Origin of the sequence: Pseudomonas sp. OE 28.3 (assembly GCF_014268205.2) — a bacterium.
Classification (GTDB): Bacteria; Pseudomonadota; Gammaproteobacteria; order Pseudomonadales; family Pseudomonadaceae; genus Aquipseudomonas; species Aquipseudomonas edaphica.
In genome coordinates, this window is sequence record NZ_CP077082.1 from 3,337,610 (window position 1) to 3,353,387 (window position 15,778).

Annotated in this window: 12 protein-coding genes; 7 read left to right on the forward strand and 5 right to left on the reverse strand. The window is 61.2% G+C overall.

Annotation, left to right across the window (positions count from 1 at the left end):
- Positions 1-8: 8 nt before the first annotated feature.
- The 3 genes from HU759_RS15010 to HU759_RS15020 all read right to left on the reverse strand — a co-directional run bounded on the left by HU759_RS15010 (position 9) and on the right by HU759_RS15020 (position 5,880).
- Positions 9-3,083, reverse strand: a complete 3,075-nt coding sequence (locus HU759_RS15010) for an efflux RND transporter permease subunit (RefSeq protein WP_099549768.1) — start codon at positions 3,081-3,083, stop codon at positions 9-11.
- 9 nt (positions 3,084-3,092) lie between these two features.
- A complete protein-coding gene (locus HU759_RS15015) occupies positions 3,093-4,205 on the reverse strand; it encodes an efflux RND transporter periplasmic adaptor subunit (RefSeq protein ID WP_170037736.1) in 1,113 nt (370 codons plus the stop codon).
- Positions 4,206-4,299: 94 nt separating this feature from the next.
- The gene (locus HU759_RS15020; protein ID WP_186616894.1) at positions 4,300-5,880 is read right to left on the reverse strand and encodes an efflux transporter outer membrane subunit; all 1,581 of its coding nucleotides are present in this window, start codon (positions 5,878-5,880) and stop codon (positions 4,300-4,302) included.
- A gap of 257 nt (positions 5,881-6,137) precedes the next feature.
- On the opposite strand from HU759_RS15020, the gene HU759_RS15025 reads away from it, so the two are divergent.
- The 7 genes from HU759_RS15025 to HU759_RS15055 all read left to right on the forward strand — a co-directional run bounded on the left by HU759_RS15025 (position 6,138) and on the right by HU759_RS15055 (position 13,525).
- On the forward strand, positions 6,138-7,109 hold the full coding sequence (locus HU759_RS15025; RefSeq protein WP_170037214.1) for an ABC transporter substrate-binding protein: 972 nt from the start codon (positions 6,138-6,140) through the stop codon (positions 7,107-7,109).
- The gene (locus HU759_RS15030; protein ID WP_186616893.1) at positions 7,106-8,413 is read left to right on the forward strand and encodes an LLM class flavin-dependent oxidoreductase; all 1,308 of its coding nucleotides are present in this window, start codon (positions 7,106-7,108) and stop codon (positions 8,411-8,413) included. The genes HU759_RS15025 and HU759_RS15030 overlap by 4 nt, the downstream gene beginning before the upstream one ends.
- Before the next feature lie 172 nt (positions 8,414-8,585).
- On the forward strand, positions 8,586-8,984 hold the full coding sequence (locus HU759_RS15035; protein WP_026013575.1) for a cytidine deaminase: 399 nt from the start codon (positions 8,586-8,588) through the stop codon (positions 8,982-8,984).
- 54 nt (positions 8,985-9,038) lie between these two features.
- Positions 9,039-10,304, forward strand: a complete 1,266-nt coding sequence (locus HU759_RS15040; RefSeq protein WP_186616892.1) for a NupC/NupG family nucleoside CNT transporter — start codon at positions 9,039-9,041, stop codon at positions 10,302-10,304.
- A gap of 10 nt (positions 10,305-10,314) precedes the next feature.
- The gene (deoA, locus tag HU759_RS15045) at positions 10,315-11,622 is read left to right on the forward strand and encodes a thymidine phosphorylase (RefSeq protein WP_017135631.1); all 1,308 of its coding nucleotides are present in this window, start codon (positions 10,315-10,317) and stop codon (positions 11,620-11,622) included.
- Entirely contained in the window at positions 11,619-12,848 is a 1,230-nt protein-coding gene (locus HU759_RS15050) for a phosphopentomutase (protein ID WP_170037220.1), read from the forward strand. Before deoA ends, HU759_RS15050 begins: the two co-directional genes overlap by 4 nt.
- Positions 12,849-12,916: 68 nt before the next feature.
- A complete protein-coding gene (locus HU759_RS15055; RefSeq protein WP_170037223.1) occupies positions 12,917-13,525 on the forward strand; it encodes a dTMP kinase in 609 nt (202 codons plus the stop codon).
- A gap of 97 nt (positions 13,526-13,622) precedes the next feature.
- Here the strand turns inward: HU759_RS15055 and HU759_RS15060 are convergent, their stop codons facing one another.
- Together HU759_RS15060 and HU759_RS15065 are read right to left on the reverse strand one after the other, a co-directional pair.
- Positions 13,623-14,666: a hypothetical protein gene (locus HU759_RS15060; RefSeq protein ID WP_346274608.1), complete on the reverse strand. Its 1,044-nt coding sequence runs from the start codon at positions 14,664-14,666 to the stop codon at positions 13,623-13,625.
- 166 nt (positions 14,667-14,832) lie between these two features.
- On the reverse strand, positions 14,833-15,720 hold the full coding sequence (locus HU759_RS15065) for a nitrilase family protein (RefSeq protein WP_138453791.1): 888 nt from the start codon (positions 15,718-15,720) through the stop codon (positions 14,833-14,835).
- Positions 15,721-15,778: the final 58 nt, after the last annotated feature.

Below are 15,778 nucleotides of genomic sequence, written 5' to 3' on the forward strand. Positions count from 1 at the left end.
CGCTCAGGTTACCGGCTGTGGTCAGGCACCGCCACGGGCACGGATCCCGGTTGTTCGACGTCCTTATGATGGGTTTCACCAATAAACATATACATCGCCGGCACCATAAACAGCGTCAGCAACGTGCCGATCGACAGCCCGCTGAAGATCACCAGGCCCATATCATGCCGCCCCGCAGCGCCAGCGCCCGACGCCCACACCAAGGGCACCACGCCCAACACCATGGCGGCGGTGGTCATCAGGATCGGCCGCAGCCGCACCGCCGCCGCTTCTTCAATCGCCTCACGCTTGCTGTGACCAGCGCGCTGCAATTCGTTGGCAAACTGCACGATCAGGATGCCGTGCTTGGTGATCAGCCCCAGCAACGTCACCAAACCGACCTGGGTGTACACGTTGATCGAGGCGTAGCCCATGGTGATAAAGGCCAGGGCGCCGAACAGGGCAGGCGGCACCGAGAACAGAATCACCACCGGGTCGCGAAAGCTCTCGAACTGGAACGCCAGCGCCAGGTAAACGATCAGGATCGAAAACAACAACAGCCCGACGAAGCCGCCAGACTCCTGAATGAACTGGCGCGACTCGCCGGAGAAATCCGAGGTGTAGCCCGACGGTGCCACGTTGGTGAGGATGGTATTGAGCTTGGCCAGCAACTCGCCCTGGGCCACGCCGCTGACGCCCGATAGCGTTGCCGAGTTGAGTTGCTGGAAGTGGTTGATCGATTCCGGCTGGGTCGAGGTCTCGATGTGCGCCACCGTGCGCGCCTGGATCATGCTGCCCGATGGCGTGCGGATGTAGTAATCGAGAATCTGGTCCGGGTTGAGGCGGTCGACTTGCAGCACCTGGGGAATGACTTTGTAGGAGCGCCCGGCGGTGGAGAAGTAGTTCACATAATTGCCGCCGAGTGCCGCCGACAGCGCGGCACCTACATCGGCTTGGGTCATGCCCAGCGCGGCGATTTTTTCGCGGTCCACCACCAGCTTGGCTTGAGGTTTGTCGAGTTTCAAATCCATGTCGGAGAACCAGAACAGCTGCTGTTTCTGTGCCTCGGCCATCACCGCCTGCGCCACTTCGTTGAGGTTTTCCACCGAATCGGTGGTGGTGATCACAAACTGCACCGGCAGCCCTTGGGCGCCCGGCAGCGACGGCAGCGGGAAGGCGGCAATGGTGGCGCCCGGCACCTGGTTCCACTTTTGCTGCAAATCCAGAATCAGTTGGGCCTGGGAGCGTGTGCGCTCATCCCAGGTTTTAAGCAGCACGCCGCCCAGGCCCTGGTTGAGCGCGGGCAGGCCGGTGAGCTGGAACATCTGCGCGTATTCCGGCTCTTTATTGGCGATCTGGAAGGCCTGGTCGGCAATCCGCTCCATCTGCTGCGGTGAGGCGGTGGGTGGGCCTTTGATCTGCATAAACACCAGCCCTTGGTCCTCGGTGGGCGACAGTTCACTCTTGGCCGTCATGCCACTGGCGGCCACCAGCAAGAACAGCACAAAACCAAAGGTCACCAGCACCGGCCAGATATTCAGGCCGCCCGCCAGCACGCGGTGGTAACGCTTGCGCAACCAATCAAAATAGTCATCGAGCTTGCGCGCGAAACGACCTTCCTCCTGCCCTGGTTTGAACAACTTGGAGGTCATCATCGGTGAAAGGGTCAACGCCACCACGGCCGACACGGTCACAGCGCCCGCCAGCGAGAAACAGAACTCCTTGAACAATGCGCCCGTCAGCCCGCTGCGCAGCCCGATCGGCACATAGGCGGCAATCAGCACCACAGTCATCGCGATGATCGGCCCGCCCAACTCCCGCGCCGCCACCAGCGCGGCCTCCAGCACGCCTTTGCCTTCTTCCTTGATGTGCCGGTCGACGTTTTCCACCACGATAATCGCGTCGTCCACCACCAGGCCGATGGCCAATACCAGTGCGAGCAAGGTCAGCAGGTTGATCGAATAGCCCAGCAGGTACATCACAAAGAAGGTGCCGACCAACGACAACGGGATCGCCACCAACGGCACGATCACCGCGCGGAACGAGCCGAGGAACAGGTAGATCACCACCGACACAATGATCATGGCTTCGACCAGGGTCTTCACCACCTCGTAAATCGAGGTGTTAATAAACGCGGTGGAGTCATACACAATTTCGCCGCGCACGCCGGCCGGCAGTTGCGATTGCAACTCGGGGAAGGCTTCGCGCACGCTGCTGGCGACGGTGAGGATATTCGCGGTGGGCGCCGCCTTGATGCCAATAAACACCGAGCGCTTGCCGGAAAACGCCACGCTGCTGTCATAGTTCTCGGCGCCAAGGGTGACGGTGGCCACATCCTCCAGGTACACCAGCGCATCGCCTTTCTGCTTGATCACCAGCCGCTTGAACTCATCCACTGTGTGCAAATCGGTGCCGGCGGTGAGGTCGACCGTCACGGTTTGCCCGCGTGTCGAACCAACGGCCGACAGGTAGTTATTGTTGGCCAGCGCCGTGGACACGTCCTGCGCGGTGACGTTATGCGCCGCCAGTTTGTCCGGGTCCAGCCAGGCGCGCAGGGCGAACTGGCGCCCGCCGAGGATCTCGGCGGTTTGCACGCCCTGGATCGAGTCCAGCTTGGGCTTGACCACCCGCACCAGGTAGTCGGTGATGTTATTGGTCGGCAGCGTGTCGCTGTAAAAACCCAGGTACATGGCGTCGGTGGTCTGCCCCACGGCAATGGTCAGCACCGGCTCCTGGGCTTGCGCCGGCAACTGGTTCTTGACCGAGTTGACCTGTGTGTTGATCTCGGTAAGGGCTTTGCTGGCGTCGTAGTTCAGCCGCAGCGTGGCGGTGATGGTGGAGATGCCGGTGATGCTCGACGAAGCCAGGTAGTCGATGCCCTGGGCCTGGGCAATCGCCGATTCCAGCGGTTGGGTAATAAAACCGGCGACCGTGGAGGCGTCGGCGCCGTAGTAGGAGGTGGTGATGGTGACCACGGTATTTTCGGTGCGCGGCCATTGATTCACCGGCAGTTCAAAAATCGAGCGCAGCCCCAGGATCAGAATGAACAGCGACACGACGATGGCCCACACCGGTCGCTGGATAAAGGTATCGGTAAGCTTCATGGGACACCTTTAATGTTCTTGGGGCGTCGGCGCCGGGTCGTTCAGCGGCGCGGCGCTGTTGTCGACCTTCACCGGCGAGCCGTTCTTGAGCTTCATCTGGCCGCTGGTGATCAACAGATCGCCTTCCTTGACGCCGGACAGGATCGCGACCTGATCGCCGCGAGTCGGCCCGGTCTTGATAAAGGTCTGTTGCGCGGTGAGCACCTCGTCACCCTTGTCATTCTTGCTCGAGGTGGCAATGAACACCGTGGTGCCATACGGGTTGTAGGTCACCGACGTTTGCGGGACGGTGAGGTAGCGTTGGGTGGCGCCCGAGCTGACCACGGCACGGGCAAACATGCCGGGCACCAGGTTTTGCTTGGGGTTCTCCACGGTTGCTTCAACGGTAATGTTGCGCGTGGTGGCATCGAACTGGGTGTCGATGGTGCTGATGCGGCCCTTGAACGTCTGGTTGGACAGGCCGTCAGCCGTTACCGCGACGCTTTGGCCAATGGCGATGGCTTCCATCTGCGTCTGCGGTACGCTGAAGTCGATATAGACAGGATCAAACGTCTGCAACGTGGCGATCTTGTCGCCGGGGTTGAGGTATTGGCCGGGGTTGACGCTGGTGATACCGATGCGCCCGGCAAACGGTGCGCGAATGGTCTTTTTCGCCACCAGCGCACGCTGCTGCTCGGCGGCGGCAAGCTTGGCCTTCAAGTCGGCGGTGTCGCTGTCGACCTGGGCCTGGGAGATTGCGTTGACCGCCAGTTGCGCCTTGTCGCGCTTGAGCACGATGACGGCGAGGTCGGCTGTGGCCTCGAGCGAGTGCAGTTGCGCGATGTCGGAGTCGGCATTCAACTGCACCAGCAGTGCCTGGGCTTCGACATCCTGGCCGGGTTTGAACCCGATGGTGCGCACGATGCCGCCCACTTCCGTGGTCACATCTACGCCGCGCACTGCCTTCATCGAGCCCACCGCCGAGACGCTGGGTTGCCAATCGCTGAATGGCACCTGCATCGCCGTCACCACCGCTGCAGGCAAGGGCTGTTTGGACTGGGCGATCAGCGCCGAGATCTGCACGAACTTCACCCCGGCAATGATCGCGACAATCACCAGCACCACCACGATCATGATCAGCATCGGCCGCCACAGTCGCCGCTTGCGCGGGCCATTGGGGGCCGGTGGCGGGGCAGAGACAGGGGTGACTTCAGCCATGGGGTTTCTCGCTGTTGATTCAGTTGAGCCGCGCGGCATCGGCCGGCGCGGCTTTGCTCTTGGCCGGCATGATTTCCTGCCACGACGGCAGGCCGAAGCGATCCGGGCTGCCCTTGGTATCCGGGTTCACATCCGTACGGTTCCACCAACCGCCACCCAGGGCCTGGAAGAGGGCGGTGGTGTCGCTGTAGCGGGCGGCCTGGGCCTTGACGCGTGACAGTGCTGTGTTTTGATAGGTCTGCTGGGCCGTGAGCAGGTTGATATAGGCCACCGCGCCGAGACGGAACTGGGCCTGGACCAGATCCAGGTTGGCCTGCGCGGAGCGCTCGGCCACGACCTGCTGGTTGAGCGCGTCGGCGTCGGCTTCCAGCGCCCGCAGTGCGTTGGCCACGTCCTGGAAGGCGGTTACCACCGTGCCGCGATAACGCGCCGCCGACTCGTCGTAAGCGGCCACGGCTGCGCGTTTGCGGTGTTCGAGTGCGCCAGCGTCAAAGATCGGCTGGGTGATTGAACCCGCCAGGCTCCACACGCCAGAGCCCGATGAAAACAGCTTGGTCCCGCTTGCCACCGTGGAACCCAGCGAGCCGGTAATGCTGAACTGCGGCAACTGGTTGGCGACAGCCACGCCGATATTGGCACTGGCCTGATGCAGTTGAGCCTCGGCTGAACGCACATCCGGGCGCTGGCCCACAATGGCCGACGGCAGGCTCACCGGCATTTCTTCGGGCAGCTGCAAGGACGCCAGGTTGAAGCGTTCGCCCTGGTCCTGATTCGGGAAGCGCCCCAGGTAGGCCATCAACTGATTGCGTGTCTGCGCCAATTGCTTTTGCAACGGCGGCAAGGTCGCACGGGTTTGCGCCAGTGCGGTTTGCTGGGTCAGCACGTCGGAATCGCCAATCGCCCCCAAACGCCGCTGGGCTTGCAGCAGGTCAAGCTGGCCGCCCTGCAGGCGGATGATTTCCTCGGTAGACGCGATTTGATCACGCACAGACGCGAGGCTGATGGCGGTATTGACCACATTGGCAGTCAGGGTCAGGTAAGTCGCCTCCAGCTGGAAGCGCTGGTATTCGGCCTGCGCCGTGGTCGACTCGATTTGCCGGCGCGTACCGCCGAATACATCCGGGGCATAGGAGACGCTCAGCGACGCAGAACTGACGGTGAGTATCGGCGATTCCGGCACACCGGAGGTGACCCCCGAGACTTTCTCACGGGCCTTCTGCACATTGCCGCTCACCGACGGGAACAAGGAGGCCTGGTCGGCGTAGACCAACTCGTTGGCCTGGCGCAACGCGGCTTGCGCGGCGCTCACATCCGGGCTGGCCTTCAAGGCTTCTTCGACCAATGCGTTCAAGGCGGGCGAACGAAACAGCGTCCACCACTGGCCAGGAATATCCATCCCGGCGATCAGCCGCTGCGCGGCGCCACCGGTGTCGATATCGGCCTGGGCGGTGGTGGTGAGTTTTTCTTTTGAATAGTCGGCGTTCGCGGCCACATCGGGTCGGGCGAAATCCGGCCCGACGGTGCAGCCGGCGAGGGCCAGGCACAGGAGGCTAAGCGGAGCGAGAACGTGTGATACACGCTGCCGAGGCTGCTCTTTCATGTTGACTCTATTAATCAGTTGGCTAACTGTTTTTTGTTGAGCAATGACTGCAGGTGCATCAGGGACGCTGGACTCAAACCAGTGTAGGTGGTGCCGGGCGCTATGCAATGTCGGTACCTGAGTTTCGGCGGAACCGATGGCTATAAAATGCATATTCCGCATTCTTGTAGAATTAGGATATGCATAATCAGTATTTTACACTGGATGATCAGTCCCTCATCTTCTCCCTCCCTATAAACAGGCTTCTGGAGAAAAACGTGCGTTACCTGACAACACTGACGGCCGGGATGACCGCCGCCTTGCTATGCCTGACTGCGCACGCGCAAACGCTGGTGGTAGGCGACCAAAGCTACAACGCCCAGGCCGTGATGGAAGCAGCGGGGGTGCTCAACGACCTGCCCTACACCCTGGAATGGAAACAATTCACCGCCGGCTCGCCCGTCGCCGAAGCGCTGAATGCCAACAGCCTGGACATCGGCCTGCTGGGGGATGCGCCGGTGTTGTTCCTGGGGGCACTCGGCGCGCCGATCAAAGTGATTGGCATCAGCCGACAGAACCTCGAAGGCGTGGCGATTCTGGTTAGAAAAGACTCCTCGATCCACAGCCTTGCCGACCTTGCCGGCAAGCGCGCGGCCATCTGGAAAGGCTCCTGGAGCCAGCAACTGCTGCTGACGGCGCTGGACAAAGCCGGCGTGCCACATGACTCGCTGGAGCTGCGGTACCTCAGCGCGCTGGATGCTTCCCATGCGTTGGAAGGCGGCTCGGTTGATGTGATCGCCACCTGGGAACCCTACGTTACCCAACAGGAACGCCAAGGCGCACGGGTGCTGGCAACGGCTGAGGGGTTGATACCTGCGCAGAGCTTTATTGCCGCCAACACCAAGGCCTTGGAGAGCAAACGCGCACCCATCAGCGACTTTCTGCAGCGCTTGAAGAAGGCCCGCGACTGGACACGCCAAAGCCCGGCCAATGCCGATGCGTATGCGGATGCCTGGGCCAAACGTACCCGCGCCGATGCCGACATCGCCCGCGCCTGGTTTGCCCGCGCGCGCACCACGGTTGAGCCGGTCACGGCCCAGTCACCGGTGGAAGCGCAAAAGACCGTGGACTTTTTTGCCAGCCAAGGCCTGGTCAAGTCCTATTCGGCGGCCAGCCTGTTCGACGATTCATTCGCGGCCGCCTTGCAACCCGCCGTGGCCAAAACGCTTCAAGGAACACTGAACAAATGACTAAAAGACAGCTGAAACTTGGCGCCCTGACGATGGGCTGCGGCGGCCCCGGCCGCCATAACCTATGGCTTGACCCCGAGTTACCGGCCGATGCCAGCGTCAACGTCGACTGGTACATCGACATTGCCCGCCAGGCGGAGGCCGCACTGTTCGACTTGATGTTCATCGTCGACAGCCAGTTCATCACGCCCGGCTCGCCGTCCCACTACCTCAATCGCCTGGAGCCGCTGACCCTGTTATCGGCATTGGCCGTCAGCACACGGCATATCGGTTTGGTCGGCACACTGACAACGTCCTACAACTCGCCCTACAACGTGGCACGGCGCTTGGCCTCCCTGGACCTGATCAGCAAAGGCCGCGCCGGCTGGAACGTGGTCACCAGCGGTGACGCTGGCACCGCCGGCAACTACAGCCGTGACGAGCATTACGACTACGACACCCGCTACGGCCGCGCCGCCGAACATGTCCAGGTGGTACAGGGCTTGTGGAATTCCTATGAGGATGACGCCTTCGTGCGCGACCGTGCGACGGGCCAGTTTCTCGACCCCAGCAAACTGCACAGCCTGAACCACAAGGGCGAGCACTTTTCAGTGGTCGGCCCGCTGAATATCCAGCGCTCGCCCCAAGGCCAGCCGGTGATCTTCCAGGCCGGTGACTCGGAACAAGGCCGCGACCTGGGCGCCGCCACCGCCGATGTGATCTTCACTCACGCCGCCAGCATCGAGCAGGGCCGGGCGTTTTACCGGGATATAAAGGGCAGGGCGCTGCAACACGGGCGCGACCCGGAGCAGTTACTGGTGATGCCCGGCGCGGAAATCTATGTAGGCGATACCGACGAGCATGCGCGTGAAATCGAGCAGTATTACCATCAGGCTGACCATAGTTTTGAGCTGGCACTGAAGGAGTTTGGGCGTAATTTCGGCTGGCATGATTTCAGCCAATACGATTTGGATGCGCCGTTTCCCCAGGAGAGCCTGGAAGCTGCACGCAGCAGCTTTTTTACCAATGCCAAGCGCATTGCTGATCAGGCGCGGGAGAAGGGGTTTACCTTGCGTCAGGCGGTGGAATTTGGTCGGCAACTGCGGCCGGGGGCGTTTGTGGGGACGGCGGATACTGTCGCGCAGAAAATGGCCGATTGGCTGGAGGCGCGGGCGGTGGATGGGTTCAATATTTACATTGGGCATCCGGGGCAGTTCACGCGGTTTACGCAGGAAGTCATACCGTTGCTGCAAGAGCGCGGGGTTTATCGCACGGCGTATGAAGGCACGACGTTGCGCGAGAGTTTGGGGTTGGGAGTTGCATAGAGGGCGTTTGGCGCGTGTGGCCTGTTGCAACTATCGGCGCAGGCCAAGCCCACTTTCGCTCACGGCTAAAAATAAAGATTGAGTATTCACATCAAATGTTATTTTAATAACACCCATAAGAGCGTCACGACCTTCCTGGACGTGCTCGCAAGAAAATGGGATGCCCCTGTAAATGACAATTGAACAGCGTTTGATGGAAGAGGCCAAGCGGGCGGCCGAGCGTACGTATTCACCTTATTCCAGGTTTCCGGTCGGCGCGGCATTGCTGACCGCCGATGGTGAGGTCGTACTGGGCTGCAACGTGGAGAACATCTCCTACGGGCTGACCAATTGTGCCGAACGCAGCGCCTTGTTCAGTGCCATCAGCCAGGGCCATGCGCCGGGCAGTTTCAGGGCCATCGCGGTTTACGCACCCAACGTTTCACTGATAAGCCCTTGCGGTGCCTGCCGCCAGGTGATGCTGGAGTTGATGGCCAAGGATGCAGTGGTGATTTGCCAGGGCAGTGACCCTGCCACCACGCGTACCTGGACCCTGGCGCAATTGTTGCCGGGCGCCTTCGACGCTTTCTAACCCTGGGCAGGCCAATTGGCCTGTGTCCGCTCGGTCCATTATTGAGACGCCTGCATGATCAGTCTTGTCGGAATAGCGACCCTTATTGTCATTGCCATTGCTTTATCCCACCAGCGACGCTCGATCAACTGGCGCACGGTTTCGGTCGCCTTTGTGATCCAGGTCCTGATCGGCGCTTTTGCGCTGTACGTGCCCTGGGGCCAGACGGTGCTCGCCGCGCTGTCGGGCGCGGTAGCCTCCCTGCAGCTCTACGCCAACAAAGGCATCGAGTTTCTGTTCGGCGGTTTGAGTTCTCCGCATATGTTTGAAGTGTTCGGAAATGGCGGGTTTGTATTCGCTATCCGGGTGTTGCCGATGATTGTGTTCTTCGGCAGCTTTATCTCGGTGCTGTATTACATCGGCGTGATGGGCTGGATTATCCGGTTGGTGGGCGGCGGCCTGCGTCTGCTGCTGGGCACCAGTCGCGTCGAGTCGATGGTGGTGACGTCGGCGATTTTCATCGGCCAGTCGGAGGTGCCGCTGGTGGTACGGCCGTTCATTGCCAAGCTGACGCGCTCTGAGTTGTTCGCGGTGATGGTCGGCGGTTTTGCCGCGGTAGCAGGTTCGGTGCTGCTCGGTTACGCCGGGCTTGGGGTGGAACTCAAATACCTGATCGCCGCATGTTTCATGTCGGCGCCGGGGGCGTTGTTGATGGCCAAGCTTATGGAGCCTGAAACCGAAGCGGCGCGCACCGACGAGGTGATTGAAGAGCTGGGGCAGGCCGAGAATCGGCCGACCAATATCATCGACGCGGCTGCCGAGGGCGCGCAGGTCGGCTTGCGCCTGGCGTTGGCGGTGGGCGCGATGCTGCTTTCGTTTATCGCGCTGATCGCCTTGTTCAACGGGCTGCTCGGTTGGGCGGGCAACTGGTTTGGCTACCCGCAGCTGACCTTGCAACTGGTGCTCGGGCACGTGTTGGCGCCGATCGCTTTTCTGCTCGGGGTGCCGTGGCATGAGGCAGTGCTGGCCGGCGGTTTTATCGGGGAAAAACTGGTGCTCAACGAGTTCGTCGCCTATGCCGACCTGGCCAACTACCTGACCGCGGACAAGGCCGCCGCAGCCGGGGTGCCGCTGTTGTCGGCACACGCCCAAGTGATCGTCACCTTCGCCCTGTGCGGTTTTGCCAACCTGTCCTCGATTGCCATCCAACTGGGCGGCCTCACGGGTATCGCCCCGCAAAGGCGTCAAGAACTGGCGCGGCTGGGCCTGCGGGCCATGATCGGCGGTACGCTTTCGAACCTGATGAGCGCGGCGATTGTCGGCTTTTTCATTTCGCTGTAAGGAGCACAGTATGTGGTTGCCACAAGAAGTGATTCGCCGTAAGCGCGACGGGCATGCCCTGGCCGCTATCGACATTCAACGGTTCGTCGCCGGCATTGCCGACGGTAGCCTTAGCGATGGGCAAGTGGCGGCGTTCGCCATGGCGGTGTTCATCAAGGGCATGGACGTGAGCGAACGCATCGCCTTGACCGAGGCAATGCGCGATTCCGGCCAAATACTGAAGTGGGAGCTGCCAGGGCCGATTGTCGACAAGCATTCCACCGGCGGCGTCGGCGACATGATCAGCTTGTTGCTCGCGCCCTTGCTGGCGGCCTGTGGCTGTTACGTGCCGATGATCTCCGGGCGCGGCCTGGGGCATACCGGCGGCACCCTAGACAAGCTCGAAAGCATCCCCGGCTACGACTGCCAACCCAGCACCGAACGCCTGCGCGCGGTGGTGGCTGAAGTCGGCTGCGCGATCATCGGCCAGACCGCCAACCTGGCACCCGCGGACAAGCGCTTGTACGTGATCCGCGATGTGACTGGCTCGGTGGAGTCGATAGACCTGATCACCGCGTCGATCCTCGGCAAGAAGCTCGCCGCCGGCCTCGATGTGTTGATCATGGATGTAAAGACCGGCAACGGCGCCTTTATGGCTGAACCTGAGCAGGCGCGAGCTCTGGCCGCCAGCATCGTCGCAGTGGCCAACGGCGCCGGAGTCAACACCCGTGCCCTGATCACCGACATGGACCAGCCGCTGGCCCGCAGTGCCGGCAATGCCCTGGAAGTGGCTGAAGCGGTGGCTCTGCTCAAAGGCGAAGTGCGCAGTGAACGCCTGTGGGCGGTGACGTTGGCGCTGGCCACACAGGCACTGACGATGGCCGGCCTGGCGAGGGACGAGGCCCAGGCCCGTGATCAATTGCTTCAAGCCTGGCAGAGCGGCGCGGCCTTGCAGCGATTTGAGCAGATGGTTGTTGCGCTGGGCGGCCCGCAGGGTTTTACCGACAAACCCGATGAACATTTACCCAAGGCGGTCGTGTCGGTGCCGGTGTGGGCCGAGGAGGAGGGCTGTGTCACCGAGATCGACACCCGCGCCGTGGGGTTGGCGGTGGTGACATTGGGCGGTGGACGCAGCCATCCGGACGACGTGCTGGACCTGTCCGTGGGCTTCAGCGAGTTGGCCTTCGTCGGCGAACAGGTGAATGCAAAACGGCCCCTGGGCTGGGTTCACGCGCGCACCCAAGAGCAGGCCGGGCAGGGCGCATCCGCCTTGCGCGCAGCGTATCGGCTGGGCGGTGAACGCCTGGCCTCGCGCGAATTGATCCAGGCAATCCTATGAGCAAGGCCATCGTATTAGTGCTGGATTCATTGGGCATCGGCGCGAGTGCCGACGCCGCGCTGTTTGGCGATACCGGCGCCGACACCTTGCGCCATATCGCCGAAGCCTGTGCCCGTGGTGAGGCCGATGGGCCATTGCGACGGGGACCTTTGAACCTGCCGAACCTGGGCCAGCTGGGATTGGGCGCCGCAGCGGCGGCCAGTGGTAATGGCCCGCTGCCAGGCAACTGGGGCGACGCGACACCGATCGGCGCCTTTGGCCATGCGCGCGAGCAATCATCCGGCAAGGACACGCCGTCCGGGCATTGGGAAATGATGGGCGTGCCAGTGTTGTTTGACTGGGGTTATTTCGAGCAGCCGACCGAGTCCTTTCCACCCCAACTGCTGGCCGACCTGATCGAGCGGGCAGGGTTGCCGGGCATCCTGGGCAATTGCCATGCCTCGGGCACCACGGTGCTGGACGATTTGGGTGAATTACACATCCGCAGCCAGCAGCCGATTTGCTACACCTCGGCCGACAGCGTGATGCAGATCGCCGCCCATGAAAGCCACTTCGGCCTTGAAGCACTGTATCGAGTGTGTGAAATCGCCCGTACTTTATGTGATGAATACACGGTCGGCAGGATCATTGCCCGACCGTTCACCGGCGAGCACGCGGGCCAGTTCCGGCGCACCGGCAATCGCCGCGACTACACCGTGCCGCCACCGTCAGCAACGCTGCTTGATCGCCTCTGCGACGTCGGCGGCACCGTGCACGCGGTGGGCAAGATTGGCGATATTTTCGCTCACCGAGGCATCAGCCGGTTGTACAAGGCCGATGGCAACGACGCGCTGTTCGATGCCACACTCAACGCCTACCGGGAAGCACCCGACAACAGCCTGGTGTTTGCCAACTTCGTCGACTTCGACATGCTCTACGGGCACCGCCGAGACCTGGCCGGCTACGCTGCCGCGCTGGAAGCCTTCGACCGCAGGCTGCCGGAATTACTGGCATTGATGGACCCGCAAACGTTGTTGATCATCAGCGCCGACCACGGCTGCGACCCCTCGCGCCCGGGCAGCGACCATACCCGTGAGCATGTGCCCGTACTGGCTTATGGTGCAGGCGTGGCGGCGGGGTGGTTGGGCGAGCGAGCCAGCTTTGCCGATATCGGCCAGAGCCTGGCGGTGCACCTGGGGTTGGAGCCGTTGGCATGGGGCACGTCTTTTTTGCTGCGTGAGCCATAGCATCGACAAGCGTCATCGGCTTCAAACTACGTTAAGGTGCTCATCACTTATCCATCATTACGTGAAGCATGAATCGTCCATTATTTGTCTCCCTGGATGGGCCTAAAGGCACGGGGAAAACCACGCTGTTGGAAGCCGTTACCCAAGCACTGCGGGCAGACAACAAAAAGGTGATCCGTCTTTGCGAGAGAAAAAGCGATCCCTACAGGGCTGAAACCATGGCCCTGGTCAACGCACACGCCAGAAACCCCACCGATGATTCGGAGTGGAGAGTGTGTGAGCGCTTTGCGGATAGTCGGCTCTGGATTTCCCGCCACGTGCTGACTAAACAGCCGCCCGACAGCATTATCCTGATAGACCGTTGGTACCCCTCAGATGCCGCGTTTCGCCGGACAGTCCCGTTCGCAGACATACTGCAGTTAAACCTGGACCGACACGTACGAGTGCCAGACCTGCATGTGGGCGTTATCACTGACCCCGAGATTTCATGGTCAAGGGCAGCGCAACGACGGCGCGGGTTGGGCAGTACGTTGATCCATACGCTGCAGGAGCATGTCGAATGTACCCAGGCGTTTTTGCGAGCGGCGGGTGATCAGGGCTGGGTTTTGTGCCGTAATGAAGGGGCGATTGAACAGGCGACGGGGCAGGTGGTTGCTGAGATTTATGCTGTTCTTTGAGGTGTTTTTTTGTGGCGATCCGGTTGGTTGATGCCTCTGTTTCCACCAGAGATGCAGATGGGCGAGCCTCACTAAGATACTCGCCCATCTGCATGGATTAATCCGCGATCAGTAAGCCGATGGCAGGAACAATCAACGCCGTACTGATCGCCATCGACAGCACATTACCAATATACGGATGCAGGTAACTCGGCAACCGGCCCGCAATCGCGCACGCCAACGGCGGCGCAATCAGCGCGCCCAGCACCGCGCTGAGCACAATGACCGTCATGCTACCGCCATAGGTCAACACAGCAGCAGGCACCACCGACACCAAGGGCACATAGGTCGGATACCAACCGCGCTTACGCCATTGCTGTCGCCACAGCAGGATGCCCAGCAGTGAGGTCAGCGCCTGGCCTGCCACCAGATGCAGTACCCAGCCCGACCCATAGGCGGGGCTTAGCGGATTTAAGGAGTAGGCCAGCAGCACCCCAGCGAGCAACCCCAGACTGGCCCACTCATTGCCGAAAAAAGGCGCTTCGGAAAAGTCTGCCAGTACACGACGTAACGTCCAGCGTAGGCCGTAATCGGGTGTTTTCAGAGGTGCAGCGGGAGGAACGCCGGCCTTGGCCTCAGGTGCACGACTAACCAGCACCGGTACTGCACGACACAGTAAAAACGCCACGACGCTACCTAGGGCCATGCCCAATACATTGCCAATCACCACCGGCAAGCCCAACGGGATGCATAAGAAGTTGACCATCAACAGGCAGCTTGGCGTCACCAGGAGCGCGCCGAGCAGGGCACCATTGAGCGTGACCTTCCAACCCCCGCCAAACAACAGCACCATGGCCGCCGGCAGTGATACAAAGGCGGCGAACGTCGGTTGCCAAGCGTCGGCCGTCAGGGTCCAGCCCCAGAGTGCATTGCTCAACAACAGCCCCAGCAATGAGCTGGTCACCAACCAAGGCCAAAGCCCCGTGCCGTAGGCGATGCCGAAACCTTGCCAACCTTGGGCATAACGACTGGTCCAGTAACCGAAAGCGCCACCGAGCAACAAGCCGATTGACGCAAACTCGTGTTTGTAAAACGCCACTTCACTGATATCGCCGACCACCCAGCGCAACCACGCGGTCGGTGCGGGCAGGCTGGCCATCATGTCGTTGTAACTGGGCCAGAGTACTGGCGCCGAAGTGGAGTAAGCCACTGACAATCCCGTGAGCGACACGACCAGGGTGAGTGAGGCCAGGATCAGGATGAAAAGGTGGCGAACCGATGAGTCAGACGACGTTTTTGTTGGTTTGACGTCCATATTCCCACCCCCGTCAGCGTGGCAGGCACGGGTGATGGCGATAGCCGAGCATGCTGTCATAGAGGTCCGCCCGACGATCGCGCTGCAGGTCGTTCAGGCTGTTCCAGATCGGTGCGCTGCGGGCGCTGGAGAGGTCGATGTCCGCGTAAATAATCGCTTGCTCGTTGGGTGAGGCGACCTTGCCGATAGGCCAGCCATTGGTGCCGGCAATCAACGAGCAGCCGAGGTAACGCGCGTCCTGTTCTTCACCGATGCGGTTGGCGGCCGCAATAAACACGTTGTTGACGTGGGCGGCAGTCATGGTCAAGTACGAGGCCATGCATTTGCCGGCTTCGTCGAACAACGGCGGCGGCGTCCACACCCAGTTGTTCAGGCTGCAAATAATATCGGCGCCTTGCTGGGTCAATATGCGTGGCACTTCGGGGAACCAGATGTCCCAGCAGATCAGCAAGCCAATGCGGCCGATGGGTGTTTCGAACACTGGGAAACCGAGGTTGCCGGGAGTGAACCAAAGCTTTTCCTTGTTCCACAGGTGGGCCTTGCGGTACTTACCGATCAGGCCCTCTGGCCCCAGCAGCACAGCCGTATCGAACAGTTGCATGCCGTCACGTTCAGCCAGACCGGCCACCAGATACACCTGGTGAAACTGTGCAAAATCCATCCAGGCCTGGATGCTGGGGCCGTCTGGAACGGATTCGGAATGGAGATACGCATCCTGGCGACTGTTGAATAAATACCCGGTGTTGGCCAACTCGGGTAGCACTATCAGGTTGGCGCCATTGTTCACCGCTTGCAGCGCAAGGCTGAGGCTGGTCTCCAGGTTGGTGGGGCGGTTTTGTGTGCCAACTTGCGGATCGAATTGCACAACGGCGACGCGTACGGGACTTGTAGAGTCGTTCATGTTTTAGACCTCTTTTTATTGTTATGAGCCCACCTGTAGGGGTGGGCGTTTAATAGGA